The following is an 18,105-nucleotide window of genomic DNA, read 5'->3' on the forward strand; positions in this document are numbered from 1 at the left end:
CCATGCAATTTCCTAACACAGTGATCGAAAAAGCGAACAATGAGCAGAAGCAGTTTTGGAGATATCCGCGTCTTTGTTGAAGTCGCCCGCCGAGGTGGCTTTCGTGCTGCTGCAGAACACCTTCACCAGGCGCCGGCGTCCGTCAGTGAAGCCATCCAACGGTTTGAGGACCGGCTTGGTGTGCGCCTCTTTGAGCGATCAACGCGGTCGGTCGCTTTGACGCCAATTGGAGAGCAGTTCTATGCACGCAGCTTACCGGCCATTGCAGAGCTGGAAGGGGCAATCAGCGATCTTGACGATCAAAAGGATGAAGTGACCGGCACGCTGCGCCTGTCTGCCCCCTACAGCGCCGGGCCGTTTTTTCTGGATGATCTGGTGGCCCGCTTTGCAGCCACCTACTCCGCGGTCGATATTGAGCTGATCTATGACGACAAAAAAGTTGATCTTCTGACCTCAGGTATTGATGCCGCCATCCGGTCCAACACATTGCTTGGTCCTGATACACATGCAGTTGCCGTGGGCCCTGAACTTTCAATGGCGATCGTTGCCTCAAAGGACTATCTTGCCGCCAAAGGTACACCAAAAGAGCCGCGCGATATTCTGGAGTATGATGCGATATGCTATGCGTTCGGCGTCGGTGGTCACCATGCGCCGTGGGGTTTCGTCGGACCTGACGGGCCGTTTACCATGCAACCCAAGCCCAGATTGGTCGCAAACGATATGCGATCCTTGTTGCACTATGCCCGCCATGGGCTTGGTCTCGCCTACGTCTACGCCGAGATCGCCGCGCCATATGTCAAGAATGACGAGTTGCTTGAAGTGCTGGCTGCACACCTGACTACCCTGCCCCGATACTCGCTCAACTATCGCAGTAAGCGCCATATGACGCGACGCCTCAGAGCTTTCGTGGACATGGCGAAAGAAAGAGAAACCGTTCACTAGGACGCAGACAAAACAATTTGAGCAGTGATGTCTGGAGAGACGAACCTTTATGCGCTTATCAAATCCATGTCCGCGGTGTTTCAAGACGGGTTGTATGTCGTTGCCTCAATTCCGCCGGATTATCCTGTGCCCGATGTAACACCATCATATGCGAGCAGCAGCCGGCACATACATTTGGGCCGCAAGCTCAAAAGACCGCATCAACTTCGATTTCAACCAGCATGTCTGGGTGCGATAACTCTGTCACGCCCACCATAGTCTCACACGGGCGTATTGCGCCGAACACTTCTTTGTGGGCGCGGCAAACATCATCTTGATTGCTAGAAAGATTGACGACGAACATACGAGTACGGACGACGTCTCCAAGACTTGCTCCCAAAGCCTCTAAAGATGTCTCGATTGTTCCAAATATTTCACGTGTCTGAGCGTAAGCTTTGCCCACATGCAGGACCTGAGATTCCTGATTGGTGGATGTAGTACCCCCAATACATATGATAGATTTTGCATCATCAATACGCACTCCGCGTGAATAACCACACAAAACTTCATAGGTCCGGTCCGTGCTATAGTTCTCCCTTTTTGCCATCTTATCCTTTCCTTTCCAGCTAGTTTCTTGAATCGACGTCCGGTGGATATTGCAAGGCAGTGGACATAATGGTCCAAACTTTACTTAGCCTTGGTTTTAATCAATCCAACTCACTTGAACTGGTTTAGGAAAGGTCGGCTGAGGTTTTGTCCTCCAGAATTCTCAGCGTTGGCAGCTCTGTGTCAGTTGTCCTGTCGAAGCCGTTGCATGCATGCTGCACAAGCGATCAGTGTTCGTTTTGGGGAAGCCGTAGGTAACAGCACCAACCGTGCTCGCAATGCATGAAGTGTGCGTCGAGTCCGGGCTATGAACCGGATGATATGACACATCGGTAGCCCTGGCGAGGTAGGAAGAAAACCCCGCCAAGGCCAATTAGGTTTCGCACAGGGAGCACTAACCTAATTCCCTCCTAATCAGCCTTCAAACCACCAACGGCTGCCGGCACGGAAGCTGTCCATGGCCCAGCTGGCGGCGACCTGGCCGATGTTCTGGACGTTCTTGCGGCGTCCGAACACGTAGTTCGGGAAGTACGGGATCAATGTGCCGCCATCATCGCGTAGGATCATGCCCATTTCACGGTAGATCTCCGCACGCTTAGTATCGTCCAACTCACCCTTACCCATGAGTAATAACTCGTTGAAACGGCCGTTATCCCAGAAGCTCTCGTTCCACGGCGCACCGGCCTTATAGGTGAGCGTGTACATCACATCGGGCGTTGGACGCGCGCCCCAATTTGACATCATCCAGGGTTTCTTCAGCCAAACGTCAGACCAGTATCCATCGTTGGGCTCACGGATTGGTTTGATGTCAATTCCCGCGGCCTTGGCATGTTCAGAGTAGAGAACCAGCAAGTCGACCGCACCTGTGGTGATCGAGTCTGCGGTTCTGACTTCGAGTGATTGTCCTTCCATGCCTGCCTTTTTCCAAAGCGCAGCAGCCTGATCGGGATCATATTCCCGTTGCGGGATATCGTCCGGGAAATATGGCATCGCCGCATTGTGGTGAAAATCATTGCCGACCGTCGCCGCGCCAAAGGCGATCTTTTCTACGATGTCTTCGCGGTTCATCGCCAGCTTAAGCGCCATCCGCACATCCGGGTTATCGAACGGTGCCTTGTTGGTGTGCATCGGCATGGTGATGCAGGAGGCAGAGGGAACATTGTCAACGATGATGTCCTGGTTCCGGCTTAACAACCCCATTGTTTTGTTTTCCAGCAGACTGCAAGCATCAACATCGCCGGTGATCAGCGCGGTTTGGCGTGCGTTTGGATCGTTGATGATCTTGATCTCGATGGCATCAAAGTACGCCCCTTCGCCGTGCCATCCTTCATGACGTTCCAGATACGCTCCAACTCCCGGTTCAAAACTTTTGAGCACATATGGTCCACAGCCATCACCAGACTCCCAATCAATCGTCCCATCCGCTTTCGCAGGCAGGATGGGCAGGTGATAGTCAGGCATGATCCACGGCAGATCCGCGTTCGGTGCGTCCAGCTTGAAGGTGACCGAGTGGTCGCCATTATCCACAATATCGACAATGCTAGTCAGCAACGAGTTCGCGGCGGACGGGTTGCCGTCACCCCGGTGGTAATTGATAGACGCGATGACATCGGTGGCTGTTACCTTGCCTCCGGAATGGAAGGTCGCGTTGTCATTGAGCTTGAAGCGCCACTCCTTCGCATCTGGGGTTGCGGACCATTCGGCAGCCACATCACCGCCTAGCGTCTGGTCGGGCATAATCATGGTCAGATAAGCGCGATACGTGTGGGCCATCGCGATATCCGCAAAGGACACGTATTTAGCCGGGTCATATCCGTCGGTTGAGTTACCGTCATGCTGGGCAATGCGGAACGTCCCTCCCCGCGCAGGCGCGGCTTTGGCCTCACTTGTCCATAGGGCGCTAGCGGCTGTTATTGTCAAGCCAGCGGACAGTGCGTGACTCATGAAAGAACGGCGCGAAATCTTGCGCTCGCGAGCCGCGTCTGTCAGCCGATCAATTAACATCTGATTTTTGGTCATAGCCTTGGTTTCTCCCTTGTATTTCGCTTCTCTTATTCTGAGCCCTGCAGATTTTTTGGAAGTGTCGGAAGGTCCGACGAAAACGAAGCGAGGATTGTCGTCGACCTTTTTGAATTTCCTCCGCTGTTCCAATGTCGCTGGCCCGGATTTATGTCTTTGCAGACAGAACATAACAGTCGTTACGTCTATTGCATAACTAGTGTTATGTGATATGCAGAGTCAATATGAAAAACTTGAAATCACCTTCAATCGAGTTTTCGAGAGAGTCGCCTAGATCTCGGACCAAGGAGCAAAAGGCCGATAAGCTTCGCCGCCGCGACTGGGTTATCGCCGCACGTCAGGCTCTTGTTAAAGAAGGGATATCCGGCGTCAGCCTGCGCAAACTTGCATCATCTTTGGGTGCAACAACCGGAGCGTTTTACTGGCAATACAACCGGCTTGAAGACTTGCTGGAGGATGTGCGCGAAGATTGGGTGCATCGAAACACGGATCAGATCACGAAAGCATTCGAGGAGGCAGGGCCAGAGGGTTGGCAAATGTATCTAGCCTATACACGCGCGTTGATTTTGGAAGATGCAATTGATGATAGATACGACAATGCAATTCGCGAATGGGCCCATAGCTCCAAGCGTACAGCCGAAGTCTTGCGGCACGTAGAAGAATTCAGAATTGAGCAACTACGCAATATGTTTGTTGCCTTGGGTTTCAAAGGCAAATCCGCGCTGATTAGAGCGCGCGTGATGTATTTCCATCAGACTGGATACTACGCGATGCAGATCGTTGAGACTAAAGAGGAGCGCTTGGAAAACGTTCCTTACTACGCAGAAATTTTGGTAGACCGGCTTGATATGCTGGGGCTAAAGGGAATTTCGGATGTGCGTAGATATCTGGAACGGCAATCGGATGCATGCGACTAAATGAAGTACTCAGAGTTCAGTGCAAACCATAATTTCGTAGCCAGAAAAATACTGTCATTCCTACGCCAACCATGATCACGATCGCCCGTATAACGGTTACCGGTAATCTCCTGGCCAGTCTTGCGCCTACGTAGCCACCGACTGTTGCCGCAATCATCATGATGGCCGCCTCTTTCATATAGACAATTCCTGCAATCAAGAATGTCACTACCGACGCCCCAGACAAGATGAAGGACAGCGCATTCTTGAGACCGTTCATCAAGTTGATTTCGCGAAACCCCAGACCTGCAAACAACGCAAGCAAGACAATTCCCAGCCCGCCATTGAAATACCCGCCATAGGTAGCGACTGCCAATGTAGCCACTGTTTTTCCAACAGGGTTCGCGCCTTGGTCACTTCTGGTCCAAGTGCGAATTTTCTTATCGAATGCGAAGAGCAAAGTTGCAAAAAGCAAGAGCCACGGGACAATAAAGCTGAACACTGTTGACGGTGTTACGAGCAATAGCACGGCGCCTAAGACGCCTCCCAAGATCGATAAACCCAGAAGAGTGAATAGCTCTCGCCGATCAAAGGCACGAATTTCAGCAAGGAATCCAGCAGCGCCGCTCAGATACCCAGGAAACACCGCGACTGCGCTTGTCGCATTCGCAGGTATGGGAGGAACACCGACGAAGACAAGCGCCGGGAATGTAAGAAAGCTGCCTCCACCGGCGATTGCATTTAGGATGCCCGCAAAAAACGCAGCGACTGCAATAATTGTGATATCAAGCATCGCCTACCAGGTAGTCGTGCGCAGACAATGCGAAAATATCGACGAGGGCATAGAGCTCATCGAGCATGATGTGCTCATCAGGGGCCCCGAGGTTAAAGGCCATCAGACCGCACACAACGGTTGGGACACCTGCATAGCGGTATAGCCGCGCATCCGATGCCCCGACACGCATGGTTACCGCCGGTTCTTCCCCAAGAACAGTGGTGCAGTTCTGACGTACTGCTTCTATCACCGGATGGTCTGGCGCTGTCCAACTGGGTTCGTAGCGGCGAGTGATTTCAAGTTCGAGGTCTTCGGCGGCATCGCAGATGCGTGTCATCTCGGTTTCAACCTGATCGACCGTAACGCCAACCGGAAGTCGAATGTCGCAGGAAAACTCCGCCCGGTCTGCGACTAGATTTGACAACCTTCCCCCACCGATGGTGCCAAAGGTGACAGAGACGCTCTTCAAAACTTTCGTCTCACCTTCGCCCGACAAGCGTTCCGATTTCTCAGACCAATGGTCGATCATTGGCACAACGTTGTTACCGGCGGTGTCGACAGGAAATGACCGCAAGGATTTGAAGCTTTCCATGACCGCCGTCAGCTTTTCAATCGCGCTATCTCCCTTGTGGACATGCGCCGCGTGTGTCGATCTGCCTTTCGCCGTGACCTTTGCCCAGATCATCCCTTTCTCACCAAAGCGCAATATGTGCGGAGAACCTACGTCGCCACTGATCATGGCATCTCCCCTCGCATGTGATACATTTTCGAGCAGGTATTGGGTTCCAAGCACCCCCATGGTTTCCTCATCGCCGACAAAAGTGCCGACGATTTCGCCGGGAAAATCCGCACCTGTCTCGGCGAGACATTTCATGGCCAACAGACTGGCCGCGATACCACCTTTCATGTCGGAAATACCCAGCCCATAGGCTCTGTCGCCGTCTACTTCACCTTCGGGGTCTCGCGTCCATCCGGATAAATCTCCAACGGGAAACGTATCCATGTGACCGTTAAAGATTAGGCGTTTTCCAGGCCGGTTTCCGCGGAGCCGGATAACAAGGTTATGCACTGGTTCTTCGGAGACAATGCGTTCGACTTCAACGCCTGGGATCGTTGCAGCAATGGTTTCGATTTCGTCTGCCATTGCCCGAACATCTCCCTCGGGTTGCTGGCTTTTGATTTGTACCAGACGAAGTGTCAGATCAACGACCTCGTCGCGATTGTTGTTGAGCCATAACTTGATCTCGTTGCGCAAATCTCTCTTGGTTACATTCGCTTCCATTGTTACGCTTCCACTAGGTCAGTTTGCTCGATTTTCCTCAACCTACGACGCTGCATCACGACAACAGCGGCGTAGGCCAAAATACCGAATATGTAGATGATTTCCTTTGGCATGCGCCCAGACTGTTCGAGACCAACAGAGGTCACATAGTCTCCCCAGCTGATCCCGAGCTGTTCGGCAGGTCCATTAAAGGCAATGTCAGAGACACTTGTACGTCCGTCATCTTCGGTATCAAGCGATAATCCAACGGCCGCCAGAACATCCTTAGACGCTTCAGGCACCGTCGCCGTAAACAGTTTGAAACGATCGCCATATTCGGTCTCACGAGTAACGTAGAGACGCACTTTTTGTCCCGCCTCAACCGACGTTTCATTTGCCGCAACTTGAGCCAACGGAACATCGTTAAATGCTGGGCTGAAACGATCCAGTACGAAGTCTGGACGGAAAAGGCCGATCACAACGAATACGAGCAACAAGACTTCGACTAGTTTGAGACGCACAAACATCCACTGCAGCGTCAGGGACGAAAAGGCAAATATCGCCATCAACGCGACAACAAAGACCATGATACCGTGCCAGACGCTCTCAACGCCTACCAACAAAAGTTCGGGGTTGAAGATAAACACAACAGGCAAAATCGCGGTACGGATAGCGTACTTAAATGACTGAATACCCGTTTTCATCGGATCGGCACCTGAGATTGCCGAAGCCGCGAAAGCCGCCAGACAAACTGGTGGTGTCGCATCCGCCATGAGCCCAAAGTAGAACACGTAGAGGTGCACTGCAATCAACGGCAGCACAAGACCTGAGGCGTTACCAAGCTCAACCATCACACCGGCCATCAGCGATGCGACAACGATGTAGTTTGCAGTTGTCGGTAACCCCATTCCCAGAATGATGCTAACCACGGCCACCAGGAACAACAGGATGTAGATGTTGCCCTGCGATAGCGCCTCGACAATGCCGAGCATGGCGTTGTTCAAGCCGGTCGAAGATACGATGCCAACAATTATGCCCGCTGCACCAACCGCAGCCGTAACGGCGGTCATGGATTTGGCACCCGCTACGAGTGAGTAGAAGACGATGATTCCGCCAGACCGAAGTCCTTTCAGTACGGACAACCCATGTTGACGCGCTAGCATCATCTGTTGCAGCATGATGATACCCGCCATCATCATGATCGACCAGAACACGGCACTGCCCGGGCTCCATCGTTTCACCAGAAGCAGATAGACCAGCATTCCGATCGGGATGAGGAAATACGCACCTTCCTTGAACGTCTTCCTCATTGCAGGCAAATCTGATTTTGGCAGACCGACTAGCCCCATTTTCAGGCTTTCAAGGTGCGAGATGTAGAACAGAGAGAGGTAGGCGATAAAGGCCGGGATCATCGCGTGCACGATCACATCGTAATAGGAAATCCCAATAAACTCAGCGATGATAAAGGCTGATGCCCCCATGATCGGCGGCATAAGTTGACCGTTGATCGAGGCGGAAACCTCAATCGCGCCCGCCTTGTCACCAGGGAAACCGGTCTTTTTCATCACTGGTATAGTGAACGCGCCTGTGGTGACCGTGTTGGCAATTGACGATCCTGAAATCATACCGGTCAGACCAGAAGCCAGAATAGCCGCTTTGGCGGGGCCCCCTCGGTATTTGCCTACAGCAGCGAAAGACATATCAAGAAAGAACTTTCCGGCACCGGCTGTGTCCATGAAGGCACCGAAAAGGACGAACAGAAACACATAGCTCAGTGAAACAGCAATCGGGATGCCAAAAATCGCTTCACTGGTCAGCCAGTTATATCCAACCATGCGGGCAATTGAGACACCTCTATGTGAGATAATCTCGGGCATATAGGGGCCAAACAGCGAATAGATCATAAAGACGCCGCAGACGATCACGAGAGGCAAACCGACGCCTCGACGGGTGGCTTCCAGCAAAAGAAGCATTCCGATGGCTGAAATGATGACCTCTATAGGGATGCTAAATCCCAAAAAATCTAGATTGAGCAGAATACCGGCCCGAAGCACAATGCCGTCATACCCGAAATAGACGTAGAGCGCGCTTAGTCCGGCGACAATGGCCAGTACCAAACTGAACCAGGCTTTTCCGTCACGCTTTTCTTCAAATTTTGCAGGGAAAAGAAGAAAACAGAGAAACAAGCCAAACGCCAAATGCACTCCGCGCGCGGGTAAATCCACAAAAATACCCCATCCAATCGCATACGGTATCGGTGAAGCAATCCAGAGCTGGTACAAAGACCAAAGCGCCGCAACTGTGATAAACGTCTTAGGCCAGGCTCCAAAATAGTCGCTCCGCTCGACTTTCAGAGCTTCTTCGACCGCTTCTTGCTGTAATGACTTGTCGGACATGACACTTTCCCCGGTAATTTAGATCGGTCTCTGCCTTACCGACAGAGACCTTTGTGGATCGATCGGGAGGAAGAGGTTATTCGATCCAGCCTTTTTCGCGGTAGTACCGCGCGGCACCTTCATGAAGCGGGGCAGAGTTGCCATTGTTGATCATACTTTCGGGGTCGAGATTTGCGAATGCAGGATGTAAGCCGCGGAAATCGTCCAGGTTTTCAAAGACCGCGCGAACGACTTCGTACACAACATCCGGATCTACATTTTCGTGCGAGACGATCGTTGCGTAACCTCCGAATGTAGTCACGTCATCTTTCTGAGAGGAGTAGACGCCTGCTGGTATGTTGGTCGCGGCATAAAACGGACGTTCTTCAATCAACCTTTGCTCGACCTCAGTATCGAGTGTCACTATCTGCGCGCCGCAACCCTCGGTCGCCACTGCCACACCCGAGTTGGGCACACCGACCACGTAAGTGAAGGCATCGATGTTTCCGTCACAAAGGGCGTTTGAATGCTCGGAGGATGTCATTTCTGTCACCAGGCCAAAGAAGTCCCTGTCGGTCCCATATCGCTCCATCAACAATTCAGTCGTGCCGCGCTGGCCAGAACCGGGATTTCCGATGTTCAATTTCTTGCCTTCAAGATCCATCCAGGAATTGATGCCGGAATCCGCAGCGACAATCAGCTGAAACGGCTCGGGGTGCACTGAGAACACCGCTCGAAATCCTTCGTCGTTGACAACCTTGTCGGATGTTCCGTTGACGGCATAGTATTGCCAGTCAGATTGCGAAACACCAAACTCAAACTCACCCTGCGATATTTGCGCAAGGTTGTAGGTTGAGCCGTTGCTTGACGGTGCCGCGCATCGGAAACCATGCTTTCGGCCTTCCTTACGCCCTTCGGCGGCTTCCTTATGGATCATGCGGCAGATTGCGTTACCCGCCACGAAGTAAACGCCGGTCGGACCTCCCGTTCCGATCGTGATGAATTTGGTTTCAGCTTGTGCGGGCTCAGACACCCCAAGCGTCACCAGAGCAGCGATTAATGCTGTAGCCAGAAGATTTTTCATTCTTTCCTCCCACGAGTTTCGTTCTGATACGCGGGAAAATTACGGTCAGCAGGCAATCAAATCTAATAATTTTAGTTGGATTAAATATAACTAATTGTTATGATTTAAGATATGCAAATTCGAGAAATTGAATGCTTTCAAGCGATTATGACCGCCGGAACCATGACGCGGGCTTCGCAAATGTTGGGAATTTCGCAACCAGCGGTCAGCAATACGATCGCTACACTGGAACATCGATTGGGTTTCCAGCTGTTTTTACGCAAGTCAGGACGTCTGCAGCCGACACCAGAAGCGCTGATCTTTTACGAGGATGCTCAAAGGCTGCTGGAGGCGGTCGTCCGGGCAAATGAAGCCGCAACGCGGTTGCGGCAAGGAGAGACAGGCCATCTGACCATTTCTGCCTTCCCTGGCGTTTCACTCAAATTTTTGCCGAGGCTCATCAACCGGTTTTTGGAAACCCGTGAAAACGTGAAAGTCCGGCTACTCTCGAGAAGTTCACACGTGGTCATTGAACAGCTTCCCAGCCAGATGTTTGATATCGCAATTGCGGAGAAACCATCACAGTTTGCCGGTGTCGATGCAGAAGAATTTACCTATGTCTGCCATTGTATCGTGGCGCGAAATCACCCATTGGCTAAGCATAAACTCCTTACACCGAGAGACTTGGATCACGTACCTTTTGTAGCGCTGTTTCGCGATCACATGACGACCTATCAGATCGCCAGGGCTTTCACAGAAGCGAAAGCACAATGGAATGTTGTCCTGGAAGCTCAGTACTTTGCATCGCTGATTGAATTCGTAAGGTCTGGTAACGCCGTAGCACTCGTTGATCCGATCAACAGTCAGGGGTTTGATGACGGATTGGTCGGGATTCCATTTGAGCCGTCAATCCAGTATCAGATCGGCGTTCTGACGCCCCAGGACAAACCCACGTCTAAAGTCACCGCAGCATTTCTGGATTTGTTGACAACGGAGTTGTCGAAGCATTTAGCGGATCAATGAAGCTTCTGTCATTACGGGAAACTTTATTGATTTATCGTTTTCCCAATATAAATTTAACCGCAGTGGTGCCCGGAGGTCCGCTACACCATCAAATCCGGATATGTGTCGCGTCGCAGCGAATTCGAAATTTGTCCCCCCCTGCCCTTCCGACTCAAGTTCAATAAGAGGTGAGAATTCCAGAAACGGCCATTTGCTTTATGTGCGGCAAAATTGCGGTTAAGCCCAAAGTGACAAATGCTGGGCCGGGAACGCATATCCGATCAATCGCGTTCGTTGTCGGCGAAGCTTGCATTCGCTACCGGCTCAGAAAAAGTATCAACGAGTGACGAGACTAGAGCGCGCGATTGGCTGCAGCCTGCCAGTCCGATGGAGCAGACGAAGAAGATATTCCGATCAGTGCCTTGATCACAGATGGATGCGACGGCTTCGTTGCTCAAGCCACGGGTATGGATCCGTTCCAGGAGAAGTAGACCGTCGATCTCTCCTGAACGAACCAGCTCCGGATCGTTCGCCTTGATCGGGCGCGTGACATGCGATAGAAGGTCCACGCAACATTTTGGCCAATTTGCAGGCAGGTACTGACTGAGTTTTTCACTAACACCGATCTGCAATTTCCTGTTCGTCAGTGCTGGCGCAACTGCTTCGGTTGACTTGGAAATGATCCGAAAGGCGCGACTTAGTTCAGGCAAGTAAGCACTGCCTACTTCTGTCAGCAAAAGACCACGCGGGAGCCGCCTGAAGAGATTGACACCCAATGTACCTTCCAAGTTTTTGACCTGCTGGCTCACTGCACCAGGAGTTACACCAAGCTCGCGTGCAGCGGTCTTGAAACTGAGATGGCGAGCGGATGCCTCGAAAGCACGCAAACCATTCAGTGGTGGTAATCGGTGGCTCATTCGCTTTCCTTGAAAGTCAGCATTGTTAATGGCTTAGAATTTCTAATTCATGACGTCAAGAAATCTGGTTTGATTGGTGGCAGTGCGAAGCTTACGAAGGGTGAAAAACTCATTCATTTTAGGATTATACGATGGAGTTGAGTCACTCGCTCTTACCTTACATGATCGCAAACTGTGCTGTGGTTGTGGCGTCCCTTGTGCAAACATCCACAGGTATGGGATTTGCCATGATCGCGGCCCCCTTGCTGGCACTGGTCAGTCTGGAATTCGTCCCGGGGCCGATGTTGTTTGTAAACCTGTTTCTATCGCTTTTCATGCTCGGCGATGGACATTCTTATGTGGTCAGACGCGAAGTAGTGACGTTGTTTCCGACGATATTAATCGGGACACTTGTAGGTGCTGCGATATTGACCCGCATTCCCAGTGACTCGCTTGCCATCCTGTTTGCCATCCTGATCTTGCTGGCGGTGGCGATTTCTCTCTTCGCCAAGGCGCAACCATTAACAACGCGCAACCTGTCGATTTGCGGCATGGCCGTCGGAGCGATGGGGTCGACGTCAGGCATCCCCGGCGCGCCGCTCGTCATCATGTATCAGAACGAGCAATTGGAAAAAACACGGCCGACAATGGCGCTTGTCTTCACCTTCTCCTATATCACTTCGCTTGTTGCGTTGACCTATGCCGGAGCCTTTAACTTCAAATTGGCGATGGACGGCCTGATGCTCTTGCCAGGATTGTTGATAGGTTTCGGCATTGGAAAATATACCCGGCGATACGTGACGCGAGCCATGGGACGCATCCTGATGCTATCCATAGCGTCAATCGGAGCCATTCTACTCTTGATCAAGTCTGCGACAGGGTAGTCCAGTTGGAAAAGCCGTCATTGGAATCTCTGGAGCGAAAGCTAACCTCGTCCGCATTGCGGCCATCCAATGAGGCTATGACCAATGTCAGCATAGAAGATCGTCGTCCAAATTTGTTTTCCAGTACTGTCTTCATTCATTTCGCTAGCTGCTAACTAGTGCTTTTTCATATTGCGCCGATTGGTCTGTTGACCGCAGGCCGCTGCGACGCACACGAAATTCGGCTGATGCAATACTCCTCTGCATTTCGGGGTGTTGGGGTGCATGGCATTCAGCGCGATCCTGGATGGTTCGGTTGATCCAGAACCACCCAAGCCGGCTTGGGTAACGTAGTATCTTCGGCAAGTATCAGCTACTAGATGTAGAAAATCCTTGCGCGAATCTGCCTCTTGAGACAATAGTCACGGAAAAGAGGCGATAAACGTCAGTTTCCGTGAACACGACACGGAGATGAGAGGGCAGATGAACAAGGTATTCGCGCAGGACGACCTGAATGCTGTGATCCGGCAGCATTCGGAATGGCTGGCAAGCCAGCTGCATACGCAGCGTGAAAGCCTATTTCCCCCCGATGCCGAAAAGACCATGCGCACATTCACCTCCGGTGAGGCAGCGGCGCTTCTGGGCGTAAACGATTCCTATCTGCGCAAACTGCATCTCGATGGCAAGGGCCCCTCCCCCGAACTGACGCCGGGCAACCGCCGCCATTATTCGGCGCAGGACATCCTGGCCCTGCGCGAGCTCCTGGAAAAAACCGCTCGCAAACCCGGCGATTACCTGCCGGGACGGCGTGAAGGCGACCACCTTCAGGTCATCGGCGTGATGAACTTCAAGGGCGGCTCCGGCAAAACCACGACCTCCGCCCATCTGGCGCAACGCCTGGCGCTCGGCGGCTACAGAGTCCTGGCCATCGACCTTGATCCGCAGGCCTCGCTTACCGCGCTTCACGGCGTCCAGCCCGAGTTTGATCTTGAGGATGGCGGCACGCTCTATGATGCAATTCGCTACGACGACCCCGATCCGATCCGCTCAGTCATCCGCAAGACCTATATCCCTAATCTCGACCTGATCCCCGGCAATCTCGAACTGATGGAGTTTGAACACGACACCCCCCGCGCTCTGGCGCAAGGCAATGCCGGGCTGTTCTTTTTTCGGGTGAAAGAGGCTCTAACACAGGTGGAAATGGACTATGACGTGGTGGTGATCGACTGCCCGCCGCAGCTCGGCTTCCTCACCATGTCGGCGCTTTCGGCCGCCACCGGCGTGCTGGTCACCATTCACCCCGAAATGCTCGACGTGATGTCGATGTCGCAATTCCTGCGCATGACGGCTGATCTGATGGACGTTATCGCCGAAAGCGGCGCCGACATGTCCCATGACTGGATGCGCTACGTCCTCACCCGATACGAGCCCGCCGACGCGCCGCAAAACCGCATCGTCGCCTTCCTGCGCACCATGTATGGCGACGCGGTGCTGAACGCGCCGATGCTCAAATCCACCGCTATCTCCGACGCCGGCCTGACCAAGCAGACGCTTTACGAGGTCGAACGCAGCGCCTTCACCCGCACCACCTATGACCGGGCCATCGAAAGCCTGAACGCCGTCAATGACGAAATCGCCGGATTGATTCAGCAGACCTGGGGGCGCCCATGACCAGCAGCAAGAAAAAACGCATGTCGATGCTCGACAGCCTCGCAGGTGCCGGGGCTCCCTCCCCTGCCCCGCCTTCCACGGTGACGACGCCGATGATGTCCTCGAACCGCGCGCTGCGTTCGGCCCGCGATGCGGTTGATGCCCACCACGTCTGGGAGTTGGACCCGGCCACAATCACTGATGACCGAATGGCCGACCGGCTGAATCCAGCGGACGTGCACGATTTGCGCGATGCGATCGAGGCAAACGGCCAGACCGTGCCGATCCTGGTGCGCCGTCACCCAAGTGACGCCGACCAATACCTGTTGGTCTATGGACGGCGCCGGCTCGAAGCAATCCGTGGCTCCGATAAGGTGGCAAAGGTCCGCGCGCTTGTCGCCAATCTCGACGAAGACGCGGCCCTCAGGGCGCAGATTTCCGAAAACATGGCGCGGCGCGATCTGTCCTATATCGAAAAGGCTCTGTTCGCGCAGGAACTGGTCAAATCGGGCTTCGGAACACAATCACAGGTTGCAGAGGTGCTGACCGTCACCAAATCCGCGATCTCCATGGCCCTTGCGGTCGTAGACATGGTTGGTACCGACCTGGCGCGCGCCATTGGCCCGGCCCATGGCATCGGCCGTCCGAAATGGGAGGCTCTAGGCAAGGCGATCGAGGAAACCAGCGCGGATCAGGGCAAACTCACCCGCCTCGCGAACGAGGCGCACGACAAAGCCGCCGTCGCGATGGTGGTCGAGGAAAGCGGACCGTTCGAAGATCCCTCCGTGCTGGCCTTCGAGGCCGTCGCCAAAGCCGTGGGGAAAAGTGCTCGGACCGAGGCAAAACCCCCCTCCCCTGCCCGCTCAAGCAGTTTCGCACTCAAGCTTGCAGGTCGTCGCGGCGGATCGGTCAAACGCACCGCCAAAGGCCTGTCCATCAGCCTTGAGAATGGCGCCTTTGCTGACTGGGTCGAGGCGGAGGCACAGGAGTTGATAGAAGAGCTTCACGGGCGCTGGCTACAGCGCTCGGAAGACTGAGGAAGAGCAGAAACTAAAAAAAAGGAGGCACGATCAGGCCAAAGAAAAGGTCCCGCAAAGACACCGCTCCACGAGACCCTAACTTGTTTCTCACACTCTCAAGCTAGTGCCCGGAGCCTTTTTTCGCAAGTCCAAAGTGATTCGCGGGCCGTATTTTCTTTGTCTTCGTGATGCAAAAATGGACTACACCCCCGTAACGCCGTTCAGGCGAACAGTGGATGCTGCCATTCTGAAACATCAGGCGGCAGCTCAGCAGGACCTGCCGCCCACCGGCGCCAACAAGTGGGAGGCGCTGCGCGAGCTGGCTGCTGCCCGCGTGGCCTTTGGCCTCTCGGATCGGGATATGTCGGTGCTTCAGGCGCTTGTCAGTTTTCATCCCGGCACGATCCTCGGCGGCAATGAAGACAATCTGATTGTGCATCCGTCGAACAAGGCGATCTGTGAGCGTTTGAACGGCATGCCCTGCTCGACCATGCGCCGGCATCTCGGCAACCTGGTGCAGATCGGCTTTGTCGTGCGCCGCGACAGCCCCAACGGCAAACGCTATGCCCGGCGCTATGGCGACGACAAGATTGCCTTCGGCTTCGACCTCTCACCGCTCGTCCGGCGCTTTCAGGAGGTCTGTGAGGCCGCCGAGGCCGTCCGGGCCGCCGAGGAGCGCTACAAGCGCCTGCGCGCCACTGTGAGCCTGATGAGGCGTGATCTGGCCGGCCTAGCGGAATATGGCCGTGCGCAGCGCCCTGATCTGGGGGTATGGGACCGTTTTTCAGACATTGCGGTGCTCGTGGCCCGCGATCTCCGGCGCAAACTGGATATGGCCGAGCTAAAACGGATCGAGGGAGATCTCAGTCTCGCCCTGAACGAGGCCCGCGACCGCATTGATCCATCTGAAACAGAAGAAATGAGCACCAGTGATGATGATATCGAGCAGCACTGTCAGAATTCAAATAAAGACTCTTATGATTTTGAACCTTGCTTAGAAAAAGCAGAGGGCGCTGGCGATGCGTTGGTCCCTACCCCATCAGCTACAAAAGATACCGAAAGGGATGATGAGGAAGATTTGGAGCCGCCTGATATTGGCGATGATAAGTTACCGAACATCCCGCTCGGTCTTGTCCTTGCGGCGTGCCGGGAATTCCGAACCTATTGTGAAAGCCCCGTGCGCCACTGGCACGATTTGGTAAGAGTTGCCGATATTCTCCGCCCGATGATGGGTATTTCTCCGTCGGCTTGGGACGACGCCAAGCGCCACATGGGTCCTGAGGAAGCAGCGGTTGTCGTGGTGGCGATGCTCGAAAGGTTTGCGGAGATCCAGTCGCCCGGTGGTTATTTACGATCGCTTACGGACAAAGCTGCCGTTGGAGCGTTTTCCTGCGGACCGATGGTCATGGCACTGATGCGACGCGATGCGGCCTGAGATGTTCACAGTTGTGAACTGCTTTGGTGATGGCGCTTTCAAATGGTGAATTGCTTGGTTCACAGCTGTGAACTCATGGCAGAAGTTCTAGGTCTGACCCAACCCGGAATACCATTCACCGTGATTGCCGCCATGGTTTTCCATCCCGGGTTTGGTCAGGCAGCCCCTGGGATTGATAAAACTGTCGATCCGGCGTCTTGGCGCTTCGTTCCAGTGGATGTTGAAGGCGCAGAGCTTGGGATAGAACTCCAGATGCGAATAGGGCAGGTGATCATGGATCCACCAGGCGAGAGATCGCCAGTCCGCGCCTTCGGCGTAGCGATCAGCGAATTTGGGAATGACAACGCAAGCGGCAGCGCCTTTGTGGCCGCTGCCATCCAGCATGTCCCAGATGTGATAGGCCGCATTGGTTTTGACGCTTGCGCCTTGTTTGCGCGCATTGCCGAACCCCGTCACCTTGGCCGACCGGTAGCCCGACCGAACGGCGATGCGGCCAAACTTGCTCTGTAGCGGTTCCAGCAGTTTGGTGCAGAGTTGCGTGCCCGTCTCGATCGCAAGATCCGGGGTCTCCGGGATGTTTGGGATGCCGTAGAAATTGGCGATCTCCGACATCAAGAAATCCCGCAGGTAGAAATTCGGACTCAACCGCACGCGGCCAAGCTCCTCAAGGCCTTTCATGGAGCCGGGTTTCCTCATCGCCTCAGAGCCCCGCGGCTTTGGTCAGGTTCACCCGGAACCGGTCGCGGCGGCGCTGATAGCGCCGGGTCATCTCGGCGGAGACGTGGCCGAGCTGTTTCTGGACGTAGCGTTCGTCGACTTCTGCGCTGCTGGCGAGCCCGGCGCGCAAGGAGTGTCCCGAGAAGAGGGCCAGGCGTTCCTTTTCGGGCAGCTCAGCGCGGATGCCGCTTTTCAGCACTGTGCTTTTGATGAGGCGGGCGACGTGCTTATCATTGAGCCGGGCCTCCAGCGCGCGTTTACCGTCGCGAGAGGTGCGCACGAAGACCGGGCCAAAGTCGATCTTCGCGAAATGCAGCCATTGTTCCAGTGCATGCACCGGGCAGGTCTGGTCCGACGAGCCGCGGCCGATCTCGACCTCGCGCCAGCCGGTTTTGGCATTCAGTGTGAGCAGGGCGCCGCCGTCTTTACCTTCGATGATCTCAAGCCAGCCGCCACTTTCCAGGGTGTCATCCTTGCCAACATCGAGGCTGACAATCTCGGATCGCCGCAATCCGCCGGCAAAGCCCAGAAGCAGGATCGCCCGGTCTCGCATCCCGCGTAGATCAAAGGGCAGGGTGGCCACCATGGCCAGAATATCCTCGGGCAG

The 18,105-nt window shown here is 54.1% G+C and carries 16 protein-coding genes; 7 read left to right on the plus strand and 9 right to left on the minus strand.

The window, feature by feature from the left end:
• Positions 1-39: 39 nt before the first annotated feature.
• Positions 40-942 (plus strand): LysR family transcriptional regulator, encoded by a 903-nt coding sequence (locus Q1B27_RS21705; protein WP_299851098.1) that lies wholly within the window; start codon positions 40-42, stop codon positions 940-942.
• Positions 943-1,129: 187 nt separating this feature from the next.
• On the opposite strand, the gene Q1B27_RS21710 is transcribed toward Q1B27_RS21705, so the two are convergent.
• Positions 1,130-1,528, minus strand: a complete 399-nt coding sequence (locus Q1B27_RS21710) for a Rid family hydrolase (protein WP_299851101.1) — start codon at positions 1,526-1,528, stop codon at positions 1,130-1,132.
• A 413-nt stretch (positions 1,529-1,941) separates the two neighbouring features.
• Positions 1,942-3,678: an ABC transporter substrate-binding protein gene (locus Q1B27_RS21715; RefSeq protein WP_299851104.1), complete on the minus strand. Its 1,737-nt coding sequence runs from the start codon at positions 3,676-3,678 to the stop codon at positions 1,942-1,944.
• Between the two features lie 92 nt (positions 3,679-3,770).
• Here Q1B27_RS21715 and Q1B27_RS21720 point away from each other — a divergent pair, with 92 nt between their 5' ends.
• Positions 3,771-4,463, plus strand: a complete 693-nt coding sequence (locus Q1B27_RS21720) for a TetR/AcrR family transcriptional regulator (protein WP_299851107.1) — start codon at positions 3,771-3,773, stop codon at positions 4,461-4,463.
• A 16-nt stretch (positions 4,464-4,479) separates the two neighbouring features.
• On the opposite strand, the gene Q1B27_RS21725 is transcribed toward Q1B27_RS21720, so the two are convergent.
• The 4 genes from Q1B27_RS21725 to Q1B27_RS21740 form a co-directional block, all read right to left on the minus strand.
• Positions 4,480-5,235: a sulfite exporter TauE/SafE family protein gene (locus Q1B27_RS21725; protein ID WP_299851110.1), complete on the minus strand. Its 756-nt coding sequence runs from the start codon at positions 5,233-5,235 to the stop codon at positions 4,480-4,482.
• Complete coding sequence (locus Q1B27_RS21730; RefSeq protein WP_299851113.1) at positions 5,228-6,499, minus strand: M20/M25/M40 family metallo-hydrolase; 1,272 nt, start codon at positions 6,497-6,499, stop codon at positions 5,228-5,230. Before Q1B27_RS21730 ends, Q1B27_RS21725 begins: the two co-directional genes overlap by 8 nt.
• A 2-nt stretch (positions 6,500-6,501) precedes the next feature.
• Positions 6,502-8,874, minus strand: coding sequence for a TRAP transporter fused permease subunit (locus Q1B27_RS21735; protein WP_299851116.1), 2,373 nt, complete (start codon positions 8,872-8,874; stop codon positions 6,502-6,504).
• A 76-nt stretch (positions 8,875-8,950) separates the two neighbouring features.
• Positions 8,951-9,937, minus strand: a complete 987-nt coding sequence (locus tag Q1B27_RS21740) for a TAXI family TRAP transporter solute-binding subunit (protein WP_299851119.1) — start codon at positions 9,935-9,937, stop codon at positions 8,951-8,953.
• Between the two features lie 111 nt (positions 9,938-10,048).
• Between Q1B27_RS21740 and Q1B27_RS21745 the strand changes: the two genes are divergently transcribed.
• Positions 10,049-10,939, plus strand: a complete 891-nt coding sequence (locus Q1B27_RS21745; RefSeq protein WP_299851122.1) for a LysR substrate-binding domain-containing protein — start codon at positions 10,049-10,051, stop codon at positions 10,937-10,939.
• A 260-nt stretch (positions 10,940-11,199) separates the two neighbouring features.
• On the opposite strand, the gene Q1B27_RS21750 is transcribed toward Q1B27_RS21745, so the two are convergent.
• Positions 11,200-11,835, minus strand: a complete 636-nt coding sequence (locus tag Q1B27_RS21750) for a LysR family transcriptional regulator (protein WP_299851124.1) — start codon at positions 11,833-11,835, stop codon at positions 11,200-11,202.
• Between the two features lie 161 nt (positions 11,836-11,996).
• Here Q1B27_RS21750 and Q1B27_RS21755 point away from each other — a divergent pair, with 161 nt between their 5' ends.
• From Q1B27_RS21755 to repC, 4 genes are all read left to right on the plus strand, one after another.
• On the plus strand, positions 11,997-12,698 hold the full coding sequence (locus Q1B27_RS21755) for a sulfite exporter TauE/SafE family protein (protein ID WP_299851172.1): 702 nt from the start codon (positions 11,997-11,999) through the stop codon (positions 12,696-12,698).
• Between the two features lie 462 nt (positions 12,699-13,160).
• Positions 13,161-14,348 (plus strand): plasmid partitioning protein RepA, encoded by a 1,188-nt coding sequence (gene repA / locus Q1B27_RS21760; RefSeq protein WP_299851127.1) that lies wholly within the window; start codon positions 13,161-13,163, stop codon positions 14,346-14,348.
• On the plus strand, positions 14,345-15,364 hold the full coding sequence (repB, locus tag Q1B27_RS21765; protein ID WP_299851130.1) for a plasmid partitioning protein RepB: 1,020 nt from the start codon (positions 14,345-14,347) through the stop codon (positions 15,362-15,364). The genes repA and repB overlap by 4 nt, the downstream gene beginning before the upstream one ends.
• A gap of 178 nt (positions 15,365-15,542) precedes the next feature.
• Positions 15,543-16,781 carry a plasmid replication protein RepC gene (gene repC / locus Q1B27_RS21770; RefSeq protein WP_299851133.1) on the plus strand — a complete coding sequence of 413 codons (1,239 nt, stop codon included), beginning with the start codon at positions 15,543-15,545 and terminating at the stop codon, positions 16,779-16,781.
• 87 nt (positions 16,782-16,868) lie between these two features.
• Here the strand turns inward: repC and Q1B27_RS21775 are convergent, their stop codons facing one another.
• Both Q1B27_RS21775 and Q1B27_RS21780 read right to left on the minus strand, forming a co-directional pair.
• Positions 16,869-17,459, minus strand: coding sequence for a hypothetical protein (locus tag Q1B27_RS21775; protein WP_299851136.1), 591 nt, complete (start codon positions 17,457-17,459; stop codon positions 16,869-16,871).
• A 22-nt stretch (positions 17,460-17,481) separates the two neighbouring features.
• The coding region (locus Q1B27_RS21780; RefSeq protein ID WP_299851139.1) for a tyrosine-type recombinase/integrase at positions 17,482-18,105 on the minus strand (624 nt) is incomplete at its 5' end.

The organism is uncultured Roseovarius sp., from assembly GCF_947489715.1.
Taxonomy (GTDB): Bacteria; Pseudomonadota; Alphaproteobacteria; order Rhodobacterales; family Rhodobacteraceae; genus Roseovarius.